The following is an 18,940-nucleotide window of genomic DNA, read 5'->3' as shown; positions in this document are numbered from 1 at the left end:
GGGCATTCTGGCCTGCCCGCCCCTTGGGGGCAAGCCGCCTTAAACCGCCTGTGCGGGAAACCCTACGGCATTCAAGGCGTTCATCAAGGCTTCATCCGGCTCGGTCGACATCACATCGGCGCGGCGGGCCTGTAGGTCCACCACAACACTCGCAGCGGGGTCCAGCTTCAAAATCGCCGCCTCCACGGATGCTTTGCAATGGCCGCAGCTCATATCGGGAATCGAAAACGTAGTCATACCGGCTCCTTTTGTTTTGCCCAGCCTAGGGGGTTCGGCAGGGGGAAGGTCAAGCGCGAAATTAAGCGCCTCGGGGGCTTGACCTTCCAGTGACTAGAACCCCTATGTAGGTGTTGAAAGCGAGGGCGCAATGGCCGGATATGTATTTGAAGTCGAGGGCATGACCTGTGGTGCCTGCGTGGGTCGCGTCGAACGGATCCTTTCATCCGTTGATGGCGCAGGCCCCGCGACAGCAAACCTTGCCAACAACAGCGCCAGTGTTGCAGGCGGGTCGGCTGCGGCCATTGCCGCCGCCTTGTCCAATGCCGGTTTCGGTGCGCGCGAAACCACGCTGACCCTGACTGTCGAAGGCATGACCTGCGCGTCCTGCGTCGGCCGTGTGGAACGCGGGCTGGCCGCGATTAACGGCGTGACAAGCGCGCAGGTAAATCTTGCCCTAGAAACGGCCGAGGTTCGATTTCTGACAGGATCGCTGACCGCCGACACCTTGATGTCCGCAATTTCCAACATGGGCTATGTTGCAAAACCACAAACCGCCCCCGTCGAAGAGGACAGACGGGCCGATGAGACAACCGCTCTTCGCAAACAATTGCTCATCGCTTTGGCCCTTACCCTGCCGGTGTTCATATTGGAAATGGGCGGGCATCTGTTTCCCGCCTTTCACCACTACATCGCCCGCACCATCGGTCTGCAAACCAGCTGGTATATCCAGTTCGCCCTGACCAGCGCCGTGTTGGCAGGCCCTGGCCGCGTATTCTACACCCGTGGCTGGGCCGCCCTGCGCCACCGCGCCCCCGATATGAACGCGCTGGTGATGATCGGCACCGCCGCCGCGTATACTTTTTCCACCGTGGCCACCTTTGCCCCCGCCCTGCTGCCCGCCACCGCCCGCGCCGTGTATTTTGAAGCAGCAGCAGTTATCGTCGCCCTGATCCTGTTGGGTCGCTGGTTTGAGGCCCGCGCCAAAGGCCGCACAGGGGCCGCCATCGCGCGGCTGGTGGGCCTTGCCCCCAAAACCGCAAGAGTCGAACGGGATGGCGTGGTGACAGACCTGCCCTTGGACCAAGTTATCGTCGGCGACATCCTCCACCTGCGGCCCGGTGAAAAAATCGGCGTCGATGGCACGGTCACAGACGGGCAAAGCTATGTCGATGAAAGCATGATCACCGGCGAACCCGCACCCGTGGCCAAAACCATCGGTGCCACGGTCACAGGTGGCACCGTCAACGGCACAGGGGCGCTGCAATACCGCGCGCAGGCCGTGGGGGCCGACACCATGCTGGCCCAGATCATCCGCATGGTCGGCGCCGCCCAAGGTGCGCGCTTGCCGGTGCAGGATCTGGTCAATAAAATCACCGGTTGGTTCGTCCCCGCCGTTCTGGCCGCAGCCGCCCTGACCGTTCTGGTCTGGTTGGTCTTTGGCCCCGACCCCGCGCTCACCCACGCGCTTGTCGCAGGTGTGGCCGTGCTGATCATCGCCTGCCCCTGCGCAATGGGCCTTGCCGTGCCCGTGTCGATCATGGTCGGCACTGGCCGCGCCGCCGAACTGGGCGTGCTGTTTCGCAAAGGCGCCGCCCTGCAATCGCTGCAATCCATCGGCACCATCGCGCTGGATAAAACCGGCACCCTGACCGCGGGCCGCCCCGAACTGACCGACCTGATCCTTGCCAAAGGGTTTGATACCAACACCGTGCTTGCCCGCATCGCCGCTGTTGAGGCCAAGTCCGAACATCCCATAGCAAGTGCTATCCTGCGCGCCGCCGCCGAACGCGGGCTAGAATTGCCTCCAGCCTTTGATTTCACCTCGCACACCGGCCACGGGATCGAGGCCCAAGTCGCAGGCCAGCGCGTCCTTATCGGCTCTGCCCGCTTTGTGACGCAGCAAAACGTCGATATTGGCGCGCTGAACAAGGCCGGCGACACGCTAGCCCACACAGGTAAAACCCCGCTTTACGCCGCCTTGAACGGCCAAATCGCCGCTGTGATCGGCGTGGCAGACCCCATCAAACCCGGCACCCCCGCCGCCATTGCCGCGCTCAAGGCGATGGGCCTGCGGGTGGTGATGATTTCGGGCGATAATGCCGAAACCGCCCGCGTTATCGCCGCCGAACTGGGCATCCGCGATGTGGTGGCCGAGGTGCTACCCGATGGCAAAGTCGCCGCCTTGAATGACCTGCGCGCCGATGGCACGAAACTCGCCTTTGTCGGCGACGGTATCAATGACGCCCCCGCCCTTGCCACCGCCGATGTCGGCATTGCCATTGGCACCGGCACCGATGTCGCGATCGAGGCGGCGGACGTGGTGCTGATGTCGGGCGATCTGCGCGGCGTGGTGTCTGCCCTGACCATCAGCCACGCGACACTGCGCAATATCAAACAAAACCTGTTCTGGGCCTTTGGCTATAACGCCGCCCTGATCCCTGTGGCCGCAGGCGCGCTCTACCCGATCTGGGGTGTGCAACTGTCACCCATGCTGGCGGCGGGGGCGATGGCCATGTCCTCGGTGTTCGTTCTAACCAACGCCTTGCGCCTGCGCTGGGTCACCCCGCAAATCCCCAAGGACACGCTATGAACATCAAAGAAGCCGGCAAACGTGCCAACCTCCCCGCCAAAACCATCCGCTACTATGAGGAGGTGGGCCTGATCCGCCCCTTGCGCGATACCAACGGCTACCGCGCCTTTCGCCCGCAAGACGTGCATAAACTCGGCTTTCTGGGCCGCGCCCGCGCCTTGGGCTTTACGATTGAAGATTGCCGCGTCCTGCTGTCACTGTACGAAGATCAAAGCCGCGCCAGCGCCGATGTGAAAGAAATCGCTCAACGCCACCTAACCCAAATCGCCGAAAAAATCGCAGCCCTAAAGGCCATGCAAGACACCCTGTCGCATCTGGTCACCTGCTGCCACGGCGACGACCGGCCCGATTGCCCGATACTGGCCGACCTTGCGCCACCCAGCTAACTCAGGCGGACAAGCGGCAATCGACACTGCGGGCAGGCGACATGTCCAACAGCGCCGACAACCCGCAATTGCCTTGCACCAAATCGGCCAAAGTCACCTGATCCAATTCATGGTAAAATGCCTCAACTGCACGGGTCAGATAACCTTTCAACCGGCAGGTTGCGGTCAACGGGCAGGTATTCGTCCCCTCATCAAAACATTCAGCAAAGGGCATCCCCCCCTCAAACACCCGAAAGACCGCGCCGACAGAGATGTCTTCCATCGGGCGCGTCAGCCGCAAGCCGCCCGCACGGCCGCGCAGCGTGTCAATAAATCCGTTGTTTTGCAAAAGGTTCACGACCTGCAAAAGATGATTAACCGATGCGTTGCACCGTTTGGCAATGTCCGCTGTACGCACCGTAACGCCCTGATTGACGGCGCAGAACACCAAAACACGGGTGGCTAGGTTAGTGCGTGTGGTCAGGCGCATAAAAGTCGCTTTCAAGATCAGAGTTTCCCAACCCTAGCCCCAAAAACCGGTTTTGGGATTGATCCAGATCAGATCACCCAAAACCGCTGCACCACAGCCCTAAACCGCAACCACGGCCCCCGTCGCACCCCGCACAAAGGCGGCCCCGTTCGGCCCAAGCGCCAACACCGCACCGACAAGCACCGCATTTTGACACGGCCCAATCAACACCCCCTGCCCTGTCAGCGTGACAGTGACCGCTTTCGGCGACAGGTTGTAAACGCACATCACATCCGCGCGCAGAAAGCCCAAAACCGGCTCTGGCAGGTCAAGGAAAACGGTCCCCGCCTCGCGCAGCGCAGGCGTGTCACGGCGAAAGGCCAGCGCCGCGCGGTAGGCCGCCAGCACCGACCCCTCGCCCTGATCCGCCACATTCCGCGCCTTTTGCGCAGGCTTGATCGGCAACCACGGCACCCCCACGGTAAACCCCGCCTGCGCGCTATCATCCCAAACCATCGGCGTGCGGCACCCGTCACGGCCCTTGTAATCGGGCCAAAACTTGAACCCCGGCGGGTCGGTCAATTCGGAATACAAAATATCCGTCTCTGTCTGGCCCAACTCCTCACCCTGATAAATACAAAGCGAGCCTTGGAACCCCACCAGCATTGCAACCGCCTGTTTAGCCAAAACATCCGCTTCGCCAAATTCCTCCCAACGCGAGACATGGCGGATCACATCATGGTTGGAAAAGCTCCAACAGGGGCAACCATTCGGGGCGGCGGCATAGAACGCTTCGATCTTTTGGCGAAAATGCTCGGCGGTAAATTCGGGGCCAAGCATATCAAAAGAATAGGCCATGTGCAGGCGGCTGGTGCCCGCCGTATAGGCCGCCATAATCTCGCCCGCACGGCGCGACTCGCCCACCTCACCCACCATCGCGCGACCCTCAAATTCATCCGTCAGGCTGCGCAGTCGTTCCAGAAAGGCCAGATTTTCGGGGCGGTTCTTGGAATACAGATGGTCTTGCATGTCATAGGGATTGACCTTGGGCGCGACCGTATTGCGCGGATCTGGCGGGTTCGACCGCAGCTTTTGGTCATGGAAATAAAAGTTGACGGTATCAAGTCGGAACCCGTCCACCCCACGCTCCAACCAAAACCGCATGGTCGACAAAAGCCAATCCTGAACATCGGGGTTATGAAAGTTGAAATCCGGCTGCGATGTCAGGAAGTTGTGCAAGTAATACTGGCGGCGGCACGCGTCCCACTCCCACGCCGATCCGCCAAAGACCGACACCCAATTGTTGGGTGGGCTGCCATCGGGGTTCGGATCGACCCAAACATACCAATCGGCCCGCGGATTATCGCGGCTGGACCGGCTTTCGATAAAGAACGGATGCTGATCCGACGAATGGCTGATCACCTGATCGACAATCACCTTCAACCCCAACGCATGCGCCCGCGCCAGCATCACATCAAACTCGGCCAAGGTGCCAAACAGCGGGTCAATGTCGGTATAGTTTGAGACATCATAGCCCATATCGGCCATAGGCGACGGGAACACGGGCGAAAGCCAGATCGCGTCAACCCCCAATGCGGCGACGTGATCCAGCCGCGCGGTGATCCCTGCAATATCCCCGATCCCGTTTCCCGAACTGTCCTGAAACGAGCGGGGATAGATTTGATAGGTTACCGAATTGCGCCACCAGTCTTGCATGTCTTGTCCCTTTGATTTCGACTGTCAAACGACCCCAAAGGCGCGCTACGCGCAAGGCTTATTCTTCAAACAAAGGGGGGCGCTGCCCCCCTGACCCTCCGGAGGTATTTGGACCAAGATGAAGGGACAAGGACGCCTTACCATTTCATCTTTGCCTAAATACTCATTCAACCCTCAGCCTCCGCGCACAGCCTCGATCATGCGCGTGACATTGTCGGGGTCGGCATCGGGTGTAATCCCGTGCCCTAGGTTAAAGATGTGCGGCCCACCCGAAAACGCTTTCACAATCCGCCGCGTCTCATTCACCAACGCTTGCCCGCCGGTGACCATGTGATGCGACGCCAGATTTCCTTGCACACACCCGTCGATTTGCACATGTTCTGCCGCCCATTCCGGCGTCACCGAATTGTCCAGCGCCACACAATCGGCCCCTGTTGCCTTGGCGAAACCGACATAGCCATCGCCGCCTTCGCGCGGAAAAGCGATGATCGGCAAGGTCGGGTGGCGTCTTTTCAACTCTGCGATGATCCGCTTGGCGGGCAGGACAGCGAAATCCTGAAAATCCTGCCCCTTCAGGCTGCCTGCCCAAGAGTCGAACAGTTTCACCACCTCGGCGCCAGCCTGCACTTGCGCATCAAGATATTCGATCGTGCCTTCCGTAATCCGGTCAATCAGCGCCACAAACGCCGCGCGGTCGGTGTCTTTCAACTTGTGCGCGGGGGCTTGGTCGGGCGTCCCGCGGCCTGCAACCATATAGGTCGCAACCGTCCAGGGCGCTCCGGCAAAACCGATCAACGTGGTTTCGGGCGGCAGCGCGCGGGCCAAAATCTTGACCGTTTCATAGATCGGCGACAGGGTCTCATGGATATCCGTCGTGGGTCGCAACGCCGTGACCCCCGCCATATCAGTGATCGTCGACAGGCGCGGGCCTTCGCCCGTTACAAACCACAAATCGGCACCAAGCGCCTGTGGCAACAGCAAAATATCGGCAAACAGGATCGCCGCGTCAAACCCGTAGCGCCGGATCGGTTGCAACGTCACCTCGGCCGCCAAATCGGGATTGTAACACAGCTTCAGAAAATCCCCCGCCTGTTCGCGGGTCGCGCGGTATTCCGGCAAATAGCGCCCAGCCTGACGCATCATCCAAATCGGGGGCGTGGCCAAGGTTTCGCCGCGCAGCGCACGCAAGATGGTCTTATCGGTCATCGGGCTCTCCATATCAAACTGACCCCCTGCCTTCCAAGATAGGGCGGGCTTGTCAATATGACACATCATCGCCAGTTGCCCCCGAAACCCATCGGCGCTAAGACTGTCGCCATGAAAATCGCACCCCCTTCCCCCGCCCAACCCTTGCGGATTGGCACCCGTGGCTCTCCGCTTGCTCTTTGGCAGGCGCATGAGGTGCGGCGCTGCCTGATGGCCGCGCATGGCTTGCCAGAAACTGCCTTCACGGTGGTCGTGATCAAGGTCAGCGGCGATGATCGCAGCATGATTGATGCCGACCGCCCGCTCAAGGAAATCGGCAACAAAGGCCTGTTCACGCGGGAAATCGAAGAGGCGCTGCTGGACGGGTCCATCGACATCGCCGTCCATTCGATGAAGGACATGCCAACCCTGCAACCGGACGGGCTGATCCTAAATTGCTATTTACCGCGCGAGGATGTGCGCGATGCCTTTGTGTCGCCCGCCATCAACAGCTTGGCCGATTTGCCACACGGGGCTGTCGTGGGCTCGTCCAGCCTGCGCCGCCGTGCGCAATTGGCGCTGCGGCGCCCCGACCTTAATCTGGTCGAATTTCGCGGCAACGTCCAAACCCGCATGAAAAAGCTAGAGGATGGCGTGGCCGCAGCCACCTTCCTTGCGATGGCAGGGCTGAACCGCCTGGGCATGGCTCATATGGCGAAATGCGCGATTGAACCCGAAGACATGCTGCCCGCCGTGGCCCAAGGGGCCATTGGCATCGAACGCCGCATCGATGACCCGCGCGTCCAAGCGCTGCTCAATGCCATCCACTGCACGGCCACCGGCCACCGCGTGAACGCCGAACGCGCGTTTTTGCGCGAATTGGACGGGTCATGTGAAACACCTATCGCGGCGTTGGCGATGCTAGACGGTGACACGCTTTGGCTGCGCGGTGAAATCCTGCGCCCCGATGGCACACAATCCTTGGCCGATGATATTCGCGGCCCTGCTGCCGATGGCCTTGAGATGGGCCGCGACCTTGCCCGCCGCCTGAAATCCCGCGCGCCCGCAGATTTTTTTGACTGGCTTTGACATGGCGGGCATTGATGCCCCCTTGCAGGCTGCAATCGATGCGGCTTTGGCAGGGCCTTACTGCCGTGTGACGGGAATTGATCTGCAAGATGGCCGTAAGGTTTGGCTGAAACGGGCCGAACAGCTTTCAGGCAGAATGCGCCTCCAGAAAGGTAATGGTGCCCGCGCCTTTGCACGCGAACGCGACGGGTTGTTGTTGCTGGACGACTTGGGCCTGCCCGTGCCGCCCGTGCTGGCAATGGGTGACGATTGGTTTATCACCCCCGATCTTGGGCCAACCTTGCGCCATCTGTTGTGGACAACCACCGACACCGCCACCCTAACCCCGATATTCACCGCCGCAGGCACCGCTTTGGCCAATCTGCACCTGCACAGCTATCGCCACGGCCGCCCTGCAATTCGTGACATCTGCTGGGATGGAAACGCCGTGCACTTCATTGATCTGGAACGCTTTTCCACCGTCAAATCCGATCCGCGCGGGCTGGCGCTGGATTTGATGGTCTTTGTGCACAGCCTGATGGGCGACGGGCTGCGCGCGCCCCAAACCGCCCCCGCATTGCAAGAAGCCGCGATCACCGCCTACCGCGCCCTTGCCCCCGGCATCTGGGCGCAGGCACGGGTCACTGCAGGCTGGCTGGGCTGGTTGCCGCCCTTGGCACGGCTCGCAAAAGGCTCGCGCGATTGGGCCGCACTGGCCCCCACCTTGGCGCGCTTCAGGTCAGATCGGGAATAATCTTGCCAGGGTTCATGCGGTTGTCAGGGTCGAGCGCGGCCTTGACCGACCGCATCACGGCCAGCGCCACAGGGTCCTTGCGCCGCGCCATCGACGCGCGTTTGGACAGACCCACGCCATGCTCGGCTGAAAAGCTCCCTCGCAAGGCTTGCACCTCATCCTCCACTGCCTCAACCACGCGGTCATAAAGGCCTGCGTCATCAAGGGTCGGGAACACGGTGTAATGCACGTTCCCATCCCCAAGGTGGGCAACGCAGAGATCCTCGGCACCCGGATCCAGCAAGGGCAACCGTGCCGCCATACGGCGCAAAAACGCATCGACCTTATCGACGGGCAAGGCCACATCCGTATCAATCGCAGGCGTGCGGGCAAAGGTGATCTCGGCCGCCAGTTCGCGCCGTTCCCACATCGCGCGGCGCTGGCCCTCGGACTGGGCGATCTCGGCGTCCAGCACGGCACCCTCCTCCATCATCTCGGCCAAAACCTCTTGCAACAGCAGTGTCACAGGCACCTCGCCTGCGGCATTTGGCACAGCATCACGCGGCGCTGTCGCCCCGATTTCCACCAGAATGTTCACGGCTTGGCGGGGCGTGAACGGCTGGCGAATATCGGGCCGCGCCTCTGCCAACCGGCGCATATAGCTTTCGGGCATATATTCAAACGCCTCGACCGCGCCCCCCGTCGCCTCTCGCAAACGGTTCAACAACACCAACGCATCGGGCAAGGACCGCGCCGCCAGCGTGGCGGTGGCATAGGCCTTGGGGCGCGGCACCAGTTTCATCACCGCCGCCGTGATAATCCCCAGCGTGCCTTCGGCCCCGATAAACAGATTGCGCAGGTCGTAACCCGAGTTGTCCTTGTGCAATTCCGACATCAAGTTCAAAACCTGCCCATCGGCCAAAACCACCTCTAGCCCCAAACACAGCGCGCGGGTGGACCCATAGCGCAGCACGTTCGACCCGCCTGCATTCGTGGACAACACGCCACCAATCATCGCCGACCCCCGCGCGCCAAACCACAGCGGAAAATACAGCCCCTCGGCCTCGGCCGCCGCGTGCAGGCGGTCCAAAATCACGCCTGCCTCGACCACCGCAATCCGCGCCTCGGGCCGGATTTCGCGGATCTTATTCATCCGCTCGACCGAAATCATCAGCCCCCCGCGCGTCATCGCCCCGCCCACAAGCCCAGTGCGCCCCGAAATCGGCACCACGGCCACGCCATGCGATGCGACAATGCGCAAACAGGCCGCAACCTCAGCCGTATTGGCGGGCCGCACCACGGCCACAGGATCGGCCGTATATTTGCCTGTCCAATCGCCAATATGCCCCGCGCGATCTGTGCCTGTCAGCACATGGGCCGGTCCCAAAACTTCGGTCAAATCGGCAATCAATGTCATGCGGCCCTCGCGTAAAAATGGTATACCAACTTGTTGCCCAACTTTGGCGCTGCAGCAAGCCTCAGATCAGTCTTTCACTTGCGCCAGCAAGTCCAACACCACAGGCCCCATCGCAGCAACAATCTTTGCAACGCCCTCACGGTTCGGGTGAATGCCATCGGGTTGCATGAACGCAGGGTCCAGCGCCAAATCCGACGTCGCAATCGGCGCGAAATACGCTGGCAACAACAGCGCCCCATATTCGGCAGCCAGATCAGGGTAAATCGCGTCGAATTCAGTCTTATAATCGGCCCCAAAATTCCCGGGTGCCAACATTCCCACCAACAAAACAGGCAAATCCCGCCCGCGCGCCGCCTCTAAAATCTGCGTCAAATTCGCACGCGCTTGCGCAGGGGGCAAACCGCGCAGCATATCATTACCACCCAAACTTACGATCATCGCATCGGCCCCGCCCGCCAGCGACCAGTCCAGCCGCGCGGCCCCCCCCGCTGTCGTATCCCCGGAAACGCCGGCATTAATAACCTCAACCGCCGCACCATTCTCGGCCAGCCAAGCGGTCAACTGCGGCACGAACCCGTCTTCGGGCACCAAACCGTACCCTGCTGTTAAACTGTCCCCCAGCGCCAAAACCTTTGGCATATCCTGCGCATTTGCCCCCATAACGGCGGAAATCCCGACAACAGTCGTAAAAACAACATTGCGGATCCCCCGCGCCGCCCCATATCCAAGGGTAAGACAAAAAGACCAAAGGGCAGATTTCATGACGACACCTATTCTGGCGCTGAACAACGCAGCGCTTACGCTTGCGGGCAATGCAGGCCCCGTTTCCATTTTGCGCGGGATCACACTGAACGTCCAGCGCGGTGAAAGTTTGGGGCTGATCGGGCCTTCGGGGTCGGGCAAATCGTCTCTCCTTATGGTCATGGGCGGGCTGGAACGGGCCAGCTCGGGCACTGTCCACGCCCTTGGCCATGACATGACCGCGATGGACGAAGACCAACTTGCGCGCTTTCGTAGGGATCATATGGGGGTGGTGTTTCAATCTTTCCACCTTATCCCCACAATGACCGCGCTGGAAAACGTGGCCCTTCCCTTGGAACTGGGCGGCGTGCAAGATGCCTTTACCCGCGCGCAGGCCGAACTGGAAACCGTTGGCCTTGGCACGCGGATGGATCATTACCCCAGCCAGCTTTCAGGTGGCGAACAACAACGCGTGGCCCTTGCCCGCGCCGCAGCCCCCCGCCCCGCGATTTTGCTGGCCGATGAACCCACCGGCAACCTTGACGGCAAAAACGGTGCCGCGATCATGGACCTGCTGTTTGGCCTGCGCGACCGCCATGATGCCACCTTGATCATGGTCACCCATGCCCCCGAATTGGCCCAGCGCTGCTCTCGCATCATCCGCCTGAAAGACGGAAAAATCGACACCGAAGCCGAAGCCGAAAAAGGTGCCGCATGAGCCTGCGTCTCGCCGCCAAACTCGCCCGCCGTGAATTGCGCGGCGGCCTCAAGGGCTTTCGCGTCTTCCTTGCCTGCCTTGCGCTTGGCGTGGCCGCAATCGCCGCCGTGGGCATGGTCCGCGCGGCGATTGAAGGCGGCTTGGAACAACAAGGCGCGTCCCTTTTGGGCGGCGATGCGCAGATGGAGTTTACCTACCGCACCGCCACCCCCGATGAGCGCGCCTTTATGGATAATCTGGCCACCGCGACATCCGAAATCATCGACTTTCGCTCTATGGCCGTGGTCGGCGACGACCGCGCGCTGACCCAGGTCAAAGCGGTCGACAGCGCCTATCCCCTGATCGGCAGCGTCGAGCTTGACCCCGCCATTCCGCTGGCCGATGCACTGTCCACCCAAAACGATCTGCCGGGTGCGGTGATGGACCGTGTGCTGGTTGACCGCTTGGGCCTTGCCCTTGGCGACAGCTTCAAAATGGGCACCCAAAGTTTCCACTTGTCTGCCGTTCTGGTCAAAGAACCCGACAGCGCCACAGGCGGTTTCGGCCTTGGCCCCCGCACCATCGTGCCCACTACGGGCCTTGCCAATTCCGGCCTGATCGGCGCGGGCAGCCTGTTTGAATCGCAATACCGCCTGCTGCTGCCCGCAGATACCGACCTAGAATCCGCCAAAACCCGTGCCGAAACAGCCTTCCGTGACAAGGGCTTGCGGTGGTCCGACAGTCGCCGCGCCACCCCCGGCGTCGCCCGTTTTGTCGAACGGATCGGGTCATTTCTGGTGCTGGTCGGCCTTGCAGGCCTTGCCGTGGGCGGGGTCGGTGTCTCCGCCGCCGTGCGCGCCTATCTCGACGGCAAAATCGCCACCATCGCCACGCTGAAAACCCTCGGCGCCAGCGGCCGGATGATCTTTCAAACCTACCTGATCCAGATCGGTGTGCTGACCTTGCTCGGCGTCACCCTTGGCCTGATCCTCGGGGCCGGCGTGCCCCTCGCACTCTCGCCCCTTATCAAGGCCTCCCTCCCCTTCCCCGTCGCCTTCGGCCTTTATCCCGCACCACTGTTTGAGGCAGCGTTTTACGGCATCGTCACCGCCCTTTTGTTCACCATCTGGCCGCTGGCCCGTGTGCAAAACGTCCGCGCGGCGGTGCTCTATCGTGGCGGCGCGGGCCGTGTTGCTTGGCCCAATTGGGTGCATTGGCTGGCGCTTGCGGTGCTTGTCACCTTGCTGATCGGCGGGGCAGCATGGCTGTCGGGGCTGGCCTTCCTTGCCCTTTGGTCGGCGGCAGGCATCGTTACAGCACTCGCAATCTTGCTCGCAACCGCCTATGGCCTGCGCCTTGGCGCCCGTGCGCTGGCCCGCTCTCGGATCGCCCGTGGCCGCGTTGGCCTGCGCGCAGCCCTTGCCGCCATCGGTGGCCCAAAGGATGAGGCGGCCTCGGTCATCCTTTCCCTCGGCCTCGGCCTGACCGTCCTTGCCGCCGTGGGCCAAATTGACGCCAACCTGCGCGCCGCAATTGACCGCGATTTACCTGCCATCGCGCCATCGTATTTTTTCGTCGATATCCAGAATGACCAGATCGACGGCTTCATCACCCGCAGCACCGCCGAACCGGGCGTCACAAAGGTTGATACAGCCCCCATGCTACGCGGCGTGGTAACCAAAATTAACGGCACAGATGCGCGCGAGGTTGCTGGCGAACATTGGGTCGTGCGCGGCGACCGTGGTGTGACCTATGCAGCCACCGTGCCGGACGGCACCAAGCTGACAGGCGGCACCTTTTGGGCCGCCGATTACACAGGCCCACCGCAACTGTCCTTTGCGCAGGAAGAAGCGGATGAGATTGGCCTGAAACTCGGCGATACGATGACCGTCAACATCCTTGGCCGCGACATCGACGCCACGATCACCAGCTTTCGCGAGGTTGATTTTTCCACCGGCGGCATGGGTTTTGTGATGATGCTGAACCCCGCCGCCGTGGCAGGTGCGCCCCACACCCATATCGCCACGGTGTACGCCGATGAGGCGTCCGAGGCGAAACTGCTGCGCGATGTCGCAGGCGCCTATCCCAACATCACCGCCGTGCGGGTGCGCGATGCGATCAACCGCGTGTCCGATGCGCTGACCGCCATCGCCACCGCCACCGCTTGGGCCGCAGGCGCAACCTTGCTGACCGGATTCGTGGTGCTGATCGGGGCCGCTGCCGCAGGAGAACGCGCACGGGTGTATGAGGCGGCAATACTGAAAACCCTTGGGGCAAGCCGTGCGCAAATCATGGGCAGCTTTGCCCTGCGTGCCGCCTTGACAGGGGCCGCTGCTGGCGTGGTGGCCATTGCCGCAGGTGGCCTTGCCGCATGGGGGGTGATGCGGTTCGTGATGGAAACCGATTTCGTATTTGAACCCGTTTCTGCCTTTGCCATCGTTGTGGGCGGCGTGCTGGCCACCTTGCTTGCAGGCCTCGTCTTTGTCTGGCGGCCCCTTGCGGCCCGTCCGGCCCAAGTGTTGCGGGCACAAGAATAGCCAAGTTGGGGGTGCCAAACGGTGCCCCCATACGCTACACCAAAGGTGATGAAACCGGAGCCAACCCATGCAAATGCGCGCCATCCTTGACCGCCTGATCGCCTTTGAAACCGTCAGCCATATGACCAACCTCCCCCTCATGCGCTTTGTCCAAGGGGTGCTGGCAGAGGGTGGCATCGACAGCACGCTGATCTTTGATGAAACGGGAACAAAGGCCAATCTGTTTGCCATCGCTGGCCCCCGCGATGTGCCGGGCGTGGTCCTGTCCGGCCATGTCGATGTGGTGCCCGTCGAAGGGCAAACATGGACAAAGCCCCCGTTCGCGTTGACCCAAGACGGCACCCGCCTTTATGGCCGCGGCACCACCGATATGAAAGGCTTTGACGCCTGCGCCATCGCGTGCATGCTGGATGCCGCCAAACGCGATTTGAAAGTCCCGCTGATTTTGGCCCTGTCTTATGATGAGGAAGTCGGCTGTCGCGGTGTCGGGTCCATGATCGACGCAATGGCCGATTGGCCCGTGCGCCCCCGCCTGTGCATCGTCGGCGAACCCACCAGCATGGAGGCGGCGATCGGGCACAAAGGCAAGGTCGCCTTGCGCGTAACCTGTACAGGCCGCGCAGGCCATTCCTCGATGGCCCCCATGGCGCTGAACGCGATCCATCTGGCGATGGATTTCGGCGCGGCGGTGCGGGCGTTGCAGGCCGATGTGGCCGCCAATGGCCCGTTCGACCCCGATTATGACGTGCCCTATTCCACCTTGCACCTTGGCAAAATCAATGGCGGCGTGCAGGTGAATGTGGTCGCGCATAGCTGCGTGATCGACATGGAAATCCGCACCCTTGCGGGCCATGACCCCGCTACCCTGATCGCCCAACTGGAAACGGCGGCCAAGGAAATCCTCACCCCCTTGCGCGCAGATTTCCCCGAAGCCGCGATTGAGATTGAGCGTCTGTGGGATTACCCCGGCCTTGGCACAGCACCGGATGCCGATGTGGTCAGCTTTGTCAAAGGCCTGACCGGCGGCAACGCGCATCTGAAAGTCGCTTACGGCACCGAAGGCGGCATGTTCGCCCAACGTCTTGGCCTGCCCACCGTGGTTTGCGGCCCGGGCGCAATGGCCCAAGGGCACATGCCGGATGAATTTGTTGAACTGGCCCAACTGGCGCGGTGTGAGGCGATGCTGGACGCGTTGCTGGCGCGGTGCGAAGCTGGGTATTGACCGTTTGCTTTGCAGCCGCTTTTTTTGAGTATTTTTGCAAAGATGAAATGCAAGTACGGTCACGCGGCCCCGCAATGGTGGCTTTCGGCCCGCTACCAACTGGCGTAGAGAGGCTGCATCATGGCCCTAACCCTCACCTCTCTTGCGCAGATTGCAGCCCTTGGCTTTGACGACATCATTGATGTGCGCAGCCCTGACGAGTTTGACGAAGATCATATCCCCGGCGCAATAAACCTGCCCGTGCTGGACAATGCCGAACGCGCGCAGGTTGGCACGATTTACAAGCAAGACAGCCCGTTTCGCGCCCGCAAAATCGGGGCCGCCCTTGTGGCCGCCAATGCGGCGCGCCATTTGCAAGGGGCGCTGGCCGACAAGCCGGGCGGCTGGCAACCCTTGGTCTATTGCTGGCGCGGCGGGCAAAGGTCAGGGTCTTTCGCGTCAATCCTGTCCCAAATCGGCTGGCGGGTTGACCTGATCGATGGTGGCTACAAAGCCTACCGCGCGCTGGTCGCAACCGCCCTTTATGACACGCCCTTTCCCTGCCCCGTCGTTTTGCTGGATGGCAACACAGGTTCGGCCAAAACCGACTTGTTGCACCGCTTGGCCGCGCGCGATGTGCAAGTACTGGATCTGGAAGGGCTGGCCCATCACCGTGGCAGCCTGTTTGGCGCCATGCCGGGCGGCCAACCCAGCCAAAAGGCGTTCGAATCCGCCCTTGCCGCCGCGATCAGCCAGTTGGACCCGACCCGCGTGGTGGTCGTCGAGGCGGAAAGTTCCAAAGTTGGCAATTGCCGCCTGCCGCCGATGCTGTGGAAGGCGATGGCGGCGGCCAAACGGCTGGAAATTGTGGCCCCCGTCACCGCCCGCGCGCGATATTTGGTCACCGCCTATGCCGATTTGGTATCGGATACAGCCCGCCTTGCCGCTGTCATCGACCGCCTGCGCGCCGCCCATTCCGCCGATCAAATCGCTACGTGGCAAGGTATGGCGGCAACGGGCGCGTTTGAATCCCTCGCCGCCAGCCTAATGGCCGAACACTACGACCCCCGCTATGACAAACACCGCGCCCGGCTGGAACACGGGGTGCAGGCCTTTGAAACCGACAGCCTGAACGATGCCGCACTGGAACGGCTTGCAGATAGGCTGGCTGTGCGGGTGCAAGACATCCGCTGATCCAACCTTTTCCTGCATCCGACACGATACTGGACAAATTGGACCGCATGGGTGATGCTGAACTCATTGTATTCGCACATTTCAGGAATAATCCATGACGCGTTCAGCCCAAGCTGTCGCCGATATGGCGCAGGCATATACCAAAGCATGGAATTCTCTTTCTTCTAACGCTGTTGCGTCTTTTTACGCTCAGGATAGAGAAATCATAATCAACAATGGTGACCCGTGGTCGGGCAGCGCCCGCGTGGCGGATATGGCCGCAGGGTTTTATGCCGATGTCCCCGATCTATCACTGACCTGCGATGATATACGTCTGTCTGAAAACCATGCCGTTTATGTCTGGACCTTTACAGGCCATGACGCGGCAACGGGCCCCCCCGTTAAACATAAGGGGATGGGAATAATGGGAGATTGGGCCTGACCTGAAAATCAAGGCCTCGCGCGGATGGTTCGATGCGGTCGATTACGCGAAACAAGCGTCGCGAAGCTGAGCGCACGTCGCACAGGAAAGGTTTGGTTATGAAGTTTCAAAGGCTTTATGCAGATTCGGCGGGTGACAGCCGTTGGCAAGACGTAAGGGTGGACATGACAGAGCGTGTCTTTGCCCCACCTGTACAGGCCATTGAAATTTCAGAGCCGGAAACAGCCAAGCAAATGATGTTTCTGCGGCTTCGCGCCGGGTGGAATGAACCTATTCACCCCACACCTGTGCCGCAAAAGCCAATTTCCGTGGCCGGTCGCGTACACGTGACCGCAAGCGACGGCGAGGCCCGCGATATGGGCCTCAGTGATGTTTGGCATATGGAGGACTGTCACGGCAAAGGGCACCAAGCGCAGGTAACCAGCACTGAGGATTTTGAAGCGGTGATCATCCAGCTTGAATGACGCGTTCCAAGTCCCCACGGCATGCGCGATTCGTCTGATAAAAGGCGGCCCTAGTCCCGCACCCCCGCAAACCGCGCGGCCCAGTCCACCCGTTCCTCATCCGTGATCTTGCGGAACAGCACCTCGGGCACCTCGAACACATGGCCCACGGGCAACGCGCCCAACGCGGCCCGCACATCGGTTGGCCAAGTCCAATCGTCGGTTTTCATCCCCGCCATCATCGACGCGGCAGCGGCTGGGATAAAGGGTTGCGAAATTACGGCGTAAATCCGGATCAGGTTCAGCGCCAAACGAATTTGCGCCGCCGCCTGTGCGGGGTCGGTTTTCACCACGGTCCAGGGGGCGGCAGCCTGCAAATACTCGTTGCCGGCCACCCAAATGCTGCGCAGCTCGATCGCCGCTTTGCGCACCTCCATCGCCTCCATGAACCCTTCATAGGCGCGCAGACGCCCCTCGATCTCGGCAATCAGCGCGTCCTCGGCCACGCCCCAGTCGCCGCCTTCGGGCACCACTTCGCCAAATTTTGACCGGCAGAATTTCGTCACACGCGAAACAAGGTTCCCCAACACATCCGCCAAATCCTTATTGGCCGATTGCTGGAAATTCTCCCACGTAAACTCGGCATCCGAAGATTCCGGCGCGTGGGATAGCAACCACCAGCGCCAGTAATCGGCAGGCAACAGCCCCAAGGCTTGGTCCATAAACACCCCCCGCCCGCGAGAGGTGGAAAACTGCCCGCCGTCATAGTTCAGATAGTTAAACGACTTGATGTAATCGACCAGCTTCCACGGCTCATCCGACCCCAAGATGGTCGCCGGAAAGCTAAGCGTATGAAACGGCACGTTATCCTTGCCCATAAACTGGGTATAGGTCACGTCCTCCGCGCCCTTGTCGGTCCGCCACCAGCGCTCCCAATCGCCCCCCGTGGCCGCCGCCCATTCCTGCGCGCAGGCGATATATTCGATGGGTGCATCGAACCAGACATAGAAAACCTTGCCCTCCATCCCCGCCCAAGGCGCACCTTCAAACTGCGCAGGCACCCCCCATTTCAGATCGCGCGTGATGCCACGGTCTTGCAACCCGTCGCCATCATTCAGCCATTTCTTGGCAATGGATGTCGTCAAAATCGGCCAATCGGCCTTACTCTCGATCCACTCCGACAACGCACCCTTCATTTCCGACTGGCGCAAATACAAATGCTTGGTGTCGCGCAGCTCCAACTCGGTTGACCCCGAAACAGTGGACCGCGGGTTTATCAAATCCACAGGGTCCAACTGCTTGGTGCAATTGTCGCACTGGTCGCCGCGCGCAGACTCAAACCCGCAATTCGGGCAGGTGCCTTCGATATAGCGGTCGGGCAAAAACCGCCCGTCCACCACCGAATACATCTGCTTTTCCACCACCTCACGGATCAACCCTTGGTCTGCCAAGCGTTTGGCAAAACTCTGCGTCAGCGCACGGTTTTCCGCACTCGACGACCGCCCGAAATGGTCAAACGACAAATCAAACCCGCGCGCAATCTCGGCCTGCACCGCATGCATTTCAGCACAATAATCGGCCACAGGTTTGCCCGCTTTGGCCGCCGCCAATTCCGCAGGCGTACCATGCTCGTCCGTGGCGCACAAAAACAACACCTCGTGCCCCCGCGCCCGCAAATACCGCGCATACAAATCCGCAGGCAGCTGGCTGCCCACAAGGTTACCCAAGTGTTTGATCCCGTTGATATAGGGAATAGCAGAGGTGATCAAATGTCTGGCCATGGGGGCGCCCTTCTTACAGTGTTTGCGCAGGTTTACCCCAAGCCCGCGCCAATCGCCAGAAGGCGCGTGCAGCAATGCCCCGTTAATGCGCGCCACGCCCCGCACAAGACGAAACCACCGCCTTGACGCCCACACACACCCGTTGCATCAAGCACCGTTCAAT

The 18,940-nt window shown here is 61.1% G+C and carries 17 protein-coding genes; 10 read left to right on the top strand and 7 right to left on the bottom strand.

The genetic code is table 11. The features are described from left to right. Positions 1–39 precede the first annotated feature (39 nt). Positions 40–237 carry a heavy-metal-associated domain-containing protein gene (locus G560_RS0102095; RefSeq protein WP_022702660.1) on the bottom strand — a complete coding sequence of 66 codons (198 nt, stop codon included), beginning with the start codon at positions 235–237 and terminating at the stop codon, positions 40–42. A 130-nt stretch (positions 238–367) separates the two neighbouring features. On the opposite strand from G560_RS0102095, the gene G560_RS0102090 reads away from it, so the two are divergent. Together G560_RS0102090 and cueR are read left to right on the top strand one after the other, a co-directional pair. Continuing rightward, positions 368–2,809: a heavy metal translocating P-type ATPase gene (locus G560_RS0102090; protein ID WP_022702659.1), complete on the top strand. Its 2,442-nt coding sequence runs from the start codon at positions 368–370 to the stop codon at positions 2,807–2,809. Continuing rightward, the gene (gene cueR / locus G560_RS0102085; RefSeq protein ID WP_022702658.1) at positions 2,806–3,195 is read left to right on the top strand and encodes a Cu(I)-responsive transcriptional regulator; all 390 of its coding nucleotides are present in this window, start codon (positions 2,806–2,808) and stop codon (positions 3,193–3,195) included. The genes G560_RS0102090 and cueR overlap by 4 nt, the downstream gene beginning before the upstream one ends. Before the next feature lies 1 nt (position 3,196). On the opposite strand, the gene G560_RS18270 is transcribed toward cueR, so the two are convergent. From G560_RS18270 to hemE, 3 genes are all read right to left on the bottom strand, one after another. Further along, entirely contained in the window at positions 3,197–3,664 is a 468-nt protein-coding gene (locus G560_RS18270; protein ID WP_022702657.1) for an RrF2 family transcriptional regulator, read from the bottom strand. Positions 3,665–3,763: 99 nt separating this feature from the next. Continuing rightward, on the bottom strand, positions 3,764–5,359 hold the full coding sequence (locus G560_RS0102075; RefSeq protein ID WP_022702656.1) for an alpha-amylase family glycosyl hydrolase: 1,596 nt from the start codon (positions 5,357–5,359) through the stop codon (positions 3,764–3,766). Positions 5,360–5,533: 174 nt separating this feature from the next. Next, positions 5,534–6,565 (bottom strand): uroporphyrinogen decarboxylase, encoded by a 1,032-nt coding sequence (hemE, locus tag G560_RS0102070; RefSeq protein ID WP_022702655.1) that lies wholly within the window; start codon positions 6,563–6,565, stop codon positions 5,534–5,536. 111 nt (positions 6,566–6,676) lie between these two features. Here hemE and hemC point away from each other — a divergent pair, with 111 nt between their 5' ends. Together hemC and G560_RS0102060 are read left to right on the top strand one after the other, a co-directional pair. Next, entirely contained in the window at positions 6,677–7,633 is a 957-nt protein-coding gene (gene hemC, locus G560_RS0102065; RefSeq protein ID WP_022702654.1) for a hydroxymethylbilane synthase, read from the top strand. Continuing rightward, positions 7,620–8,366, top strand: a complete 747-nt coding sequence (locus G560_RS0102060; protein ID WP_022702653.1) for a BUD32 family EKC/KEOPS complex subunit — start codon at positions 7,620–7,622, stop codon at positions 8,364–8,366. The genes hemC and G560_RS0102060 overlap by 14 nt, the downstream gene beginning before the upstream one ends. Here the strand turns inward: G560_RS0102060 and G560_RS0102055 are convergent. After that, on the bottom strand, positions 8,347–9,762 hold the full coding sequence (locus G560_RS0102055; RefSeq protein WP_022702652.1) for an FAD-binding oxidoreductase: 1,416 nt from the start codon (positions 9,760–9,762) through the stop codon (positions 8,347–8,349). The genes G560_RS0102060 and G560_RS0102055 overlap by 20 nt on opposite strands. Before the next feature lie 66 nt (positions 9,763–9,828). Further along, a complete protein-coding gene (locus G560_RS0102050) occupies positions 9,829–10,524 on the bottom strand; it encodes an arylesterase (RefSeq protein WP_022702651.1) in 696 nt (231 codons plus the stop codon). On the opposite strand from G560_RS0102050, the gene G560_RS0102045 reads away from it, so the two are divergent. From G560_RS0102045 to G560_RS0102020, 6 genes are all read left to right on the top strand, one after another. Beyond that, positions 10,523–11,221, top strand: coding sequence for an ABC transporter ATP-binding protein (locus G560_RS0102045; RefSeq protein WP_022702650.1), 699 nt, complete (start codon positions 10,523–10,525; stop codon positions 11,219–11,221). The genes G560_RS0102050 and G560_RS0102045 overlap by 2 nt on opposite strands. Beyond that, positions 11,218–13,737: an ABC transporter permease gene (locus G560_RS0102040; protein ID WP_022702649.1), complete on the top strand. Its 2,520-nt coding sequence runs from the start codon at positions 11,218–11,220 to the stop codon at positions 13,735–13,737. The genes G560_RS0102045 and G560_RS0102040 overlap by 4 nt, the downstream gene beginning before the upstream one ends. 67 nt (positions 13,738–13,804) lie before the next feature. Next, complete coding sequence (gene argE / locus G560_RS0102035; protein WP_022702648.1) at positions 13,805–14,959, top strand: acetylornithine deacetylase; 1,155 nt, start codon at positions 13,805–13,807, stop codon at positions 14,957–14,959. Positions 14,960–15,079: 120 nt separating this feature from the next. Next, positions 15,080–16,132 (top strand): tRNA 2-selenouridine(34) synthase MnmH, encoded by a 1,053-nt coding sequence (mnmH, locus tag G560_RS0102030; protein ID WP_022702647.1) that lies wholly within the window; start codon positions 15,080–15,082, stop codon positions 16,130–16,132. 94 nt (positions 16,133–16,226) lie between these two features. Next, positions 16,227–16,553 (top strand): nuclear transport factor 2 family protein, encoded by a 327-nt coding sequence (locus G560_RS19850; protein WP_051134581.1) that lies wholly within the window; start codon positions 16,227–16,229, stop codon positions 16,551–16,553. Positions 16,554–16,585: 32 nt separating this feature from the next. After that, positions 16,586–17,017: a cupin domain-containing protein gene (locus tag G560_RS0102020; protein WP_244870030.1), complete on the top strand. Its 432-nt coding sequence runs from the start codon at positions 16,586–16,588 to the stop codon at positions 17,015–17,017. A gap of 50 nt (positions 17,018–17,067) precedes the next feature. Here G560_RS0102020 and metG read toward each other — a convergent pair whose 3' ends face one another. After that, complete coding sequence (gene metG / locus G560_RS0102015) at positions 17,068–18,777, bottom strand: methionine--tRNA ligase (protein ID WP_028913614.1); 1,710 nt, start codon at positions 18,775–18,777, stop codon at positions 17,068–17,070. Positions 18,778–18,940 lie beyond the last annotated feature (163 nt).

Origin of the sequence: Pseudorhodobacter ferrugineus DSM 5888 (assembly GCF_000420745.1) — a bacterium.
GTDB classification, from domain to species: domain Bacteria; phylum Pseudomonadota; class Alphaproteobacteria; order Rhodobacterales; family Rhodobacteraceae; genus Pseudorhodobacter; species Pseudorhodobacter ferrugineus.
This window is presented reverse-complemented; position numbering and strand designations above follow the sequence as displayed.

Coding starts and splice junctions, on each gene's coding strand:
- hemC (WP_022702654.1), top strand. CDS start 6,677: ATGAAAATCGCACCCCCTTCCCCCGCCCAACCCTTGCGGATTGGCACC.
- argE (WP_022702648.1), top strand. CDS start 13,805: ATGCAAATGCGCGCCATCCTTGACCGCCTGATCGCCTTTGAAACCGTC.
- G560_RS0102090 (WP_022702659.1), top strand. CDS start 368: ATGGCCGGATATGTATTTGAAGTCGAGGGCATGACCTGTGGTGCCTGC.
- G560_RS0102075 (WP_022702656.1), bottom strand. CDS start 5,359: ATGCAAGACTGGTGGCGCAATTCGGTAACCTATCAAATCTATCCCCGC.
- G560_RS19850 (WP_051134581.1), top strand. CDS start 16,227: ATGACGCGTTCAGCCCAAGCTGTCGCCGATATGGCGCAGGCATATACC.
- G560_RS0102095 (WP_022702660.1), bottom strand. CDS start 237: ATGACTACGTTTTCGATTCCCGATATGAGCTGCGGCCATTGCAAAGCA.
- metG (WP_028913614.1), bottom strand. CDS start 18,777: ATGGCCAGACATTTGATCACCTCTGCTATTCCCTATATCAACGGGATC.
- G560_RS0102020 (WP_244870030.1), top strand. CDS start 16,586: ATGCGGTCGATTACGCGAAACAAGCGTCGCGAAGCTGAGCGCACGTCG.
- G560_RS0102045 (WP_022702650.1), top strand. CDS start 10,523: ATGACGACACCTATTCTGGCGCTGAACAACGCAGCGCTTACGCTTGCG.
- cueR (WP_022702658.1), top strand. CDS start 2,806: ATGAACATCAAAGAAGCCGGCAAACGTGCCAACCTCCCCGCCAAAACC.
- mnmH (WP_022702647.1), top strand. CDS start 15,080: ATGGCCCTAACCCTCACCTCTCTTGCGCAGATTGCAGCCCTTGGCTTT.
- G560_RS0102040 (WP_022702649.1), top strand. CDS start 11,218: ATGAGCCTGCGTCTCGCCGCCAAACTCGCCCGCCGTGAATTGCGCGGC.
- G560_RS0102055 (WP_022702652.1), bottom strand. CDS start 9,762: ATGACATTGATTGCCGATTTGACCGAAGTTTTGGGACCGGCCCATGTG.
- G560_RS18270 (WP_022702657.1), bottom strand. CDS start 3,664: ATGCGCCTGACCACACGCACTAACCTAGCCACCCGTGTTTTGGTGTTC.
- G560_RS0102050 (WP_022702651.1), bottom strand. CDS start 10,524: ATGAAATCTGCCCTTTGGTCTTTTTGTCTTACCCTTGGATATGGGGCG.
- hemE (WP_022702655.1), bottom strand. CDS start 6,565: ATGACCGATAAGACCATCTTGCGTGCGCTGCGCGGCGAAACCTTGGCC.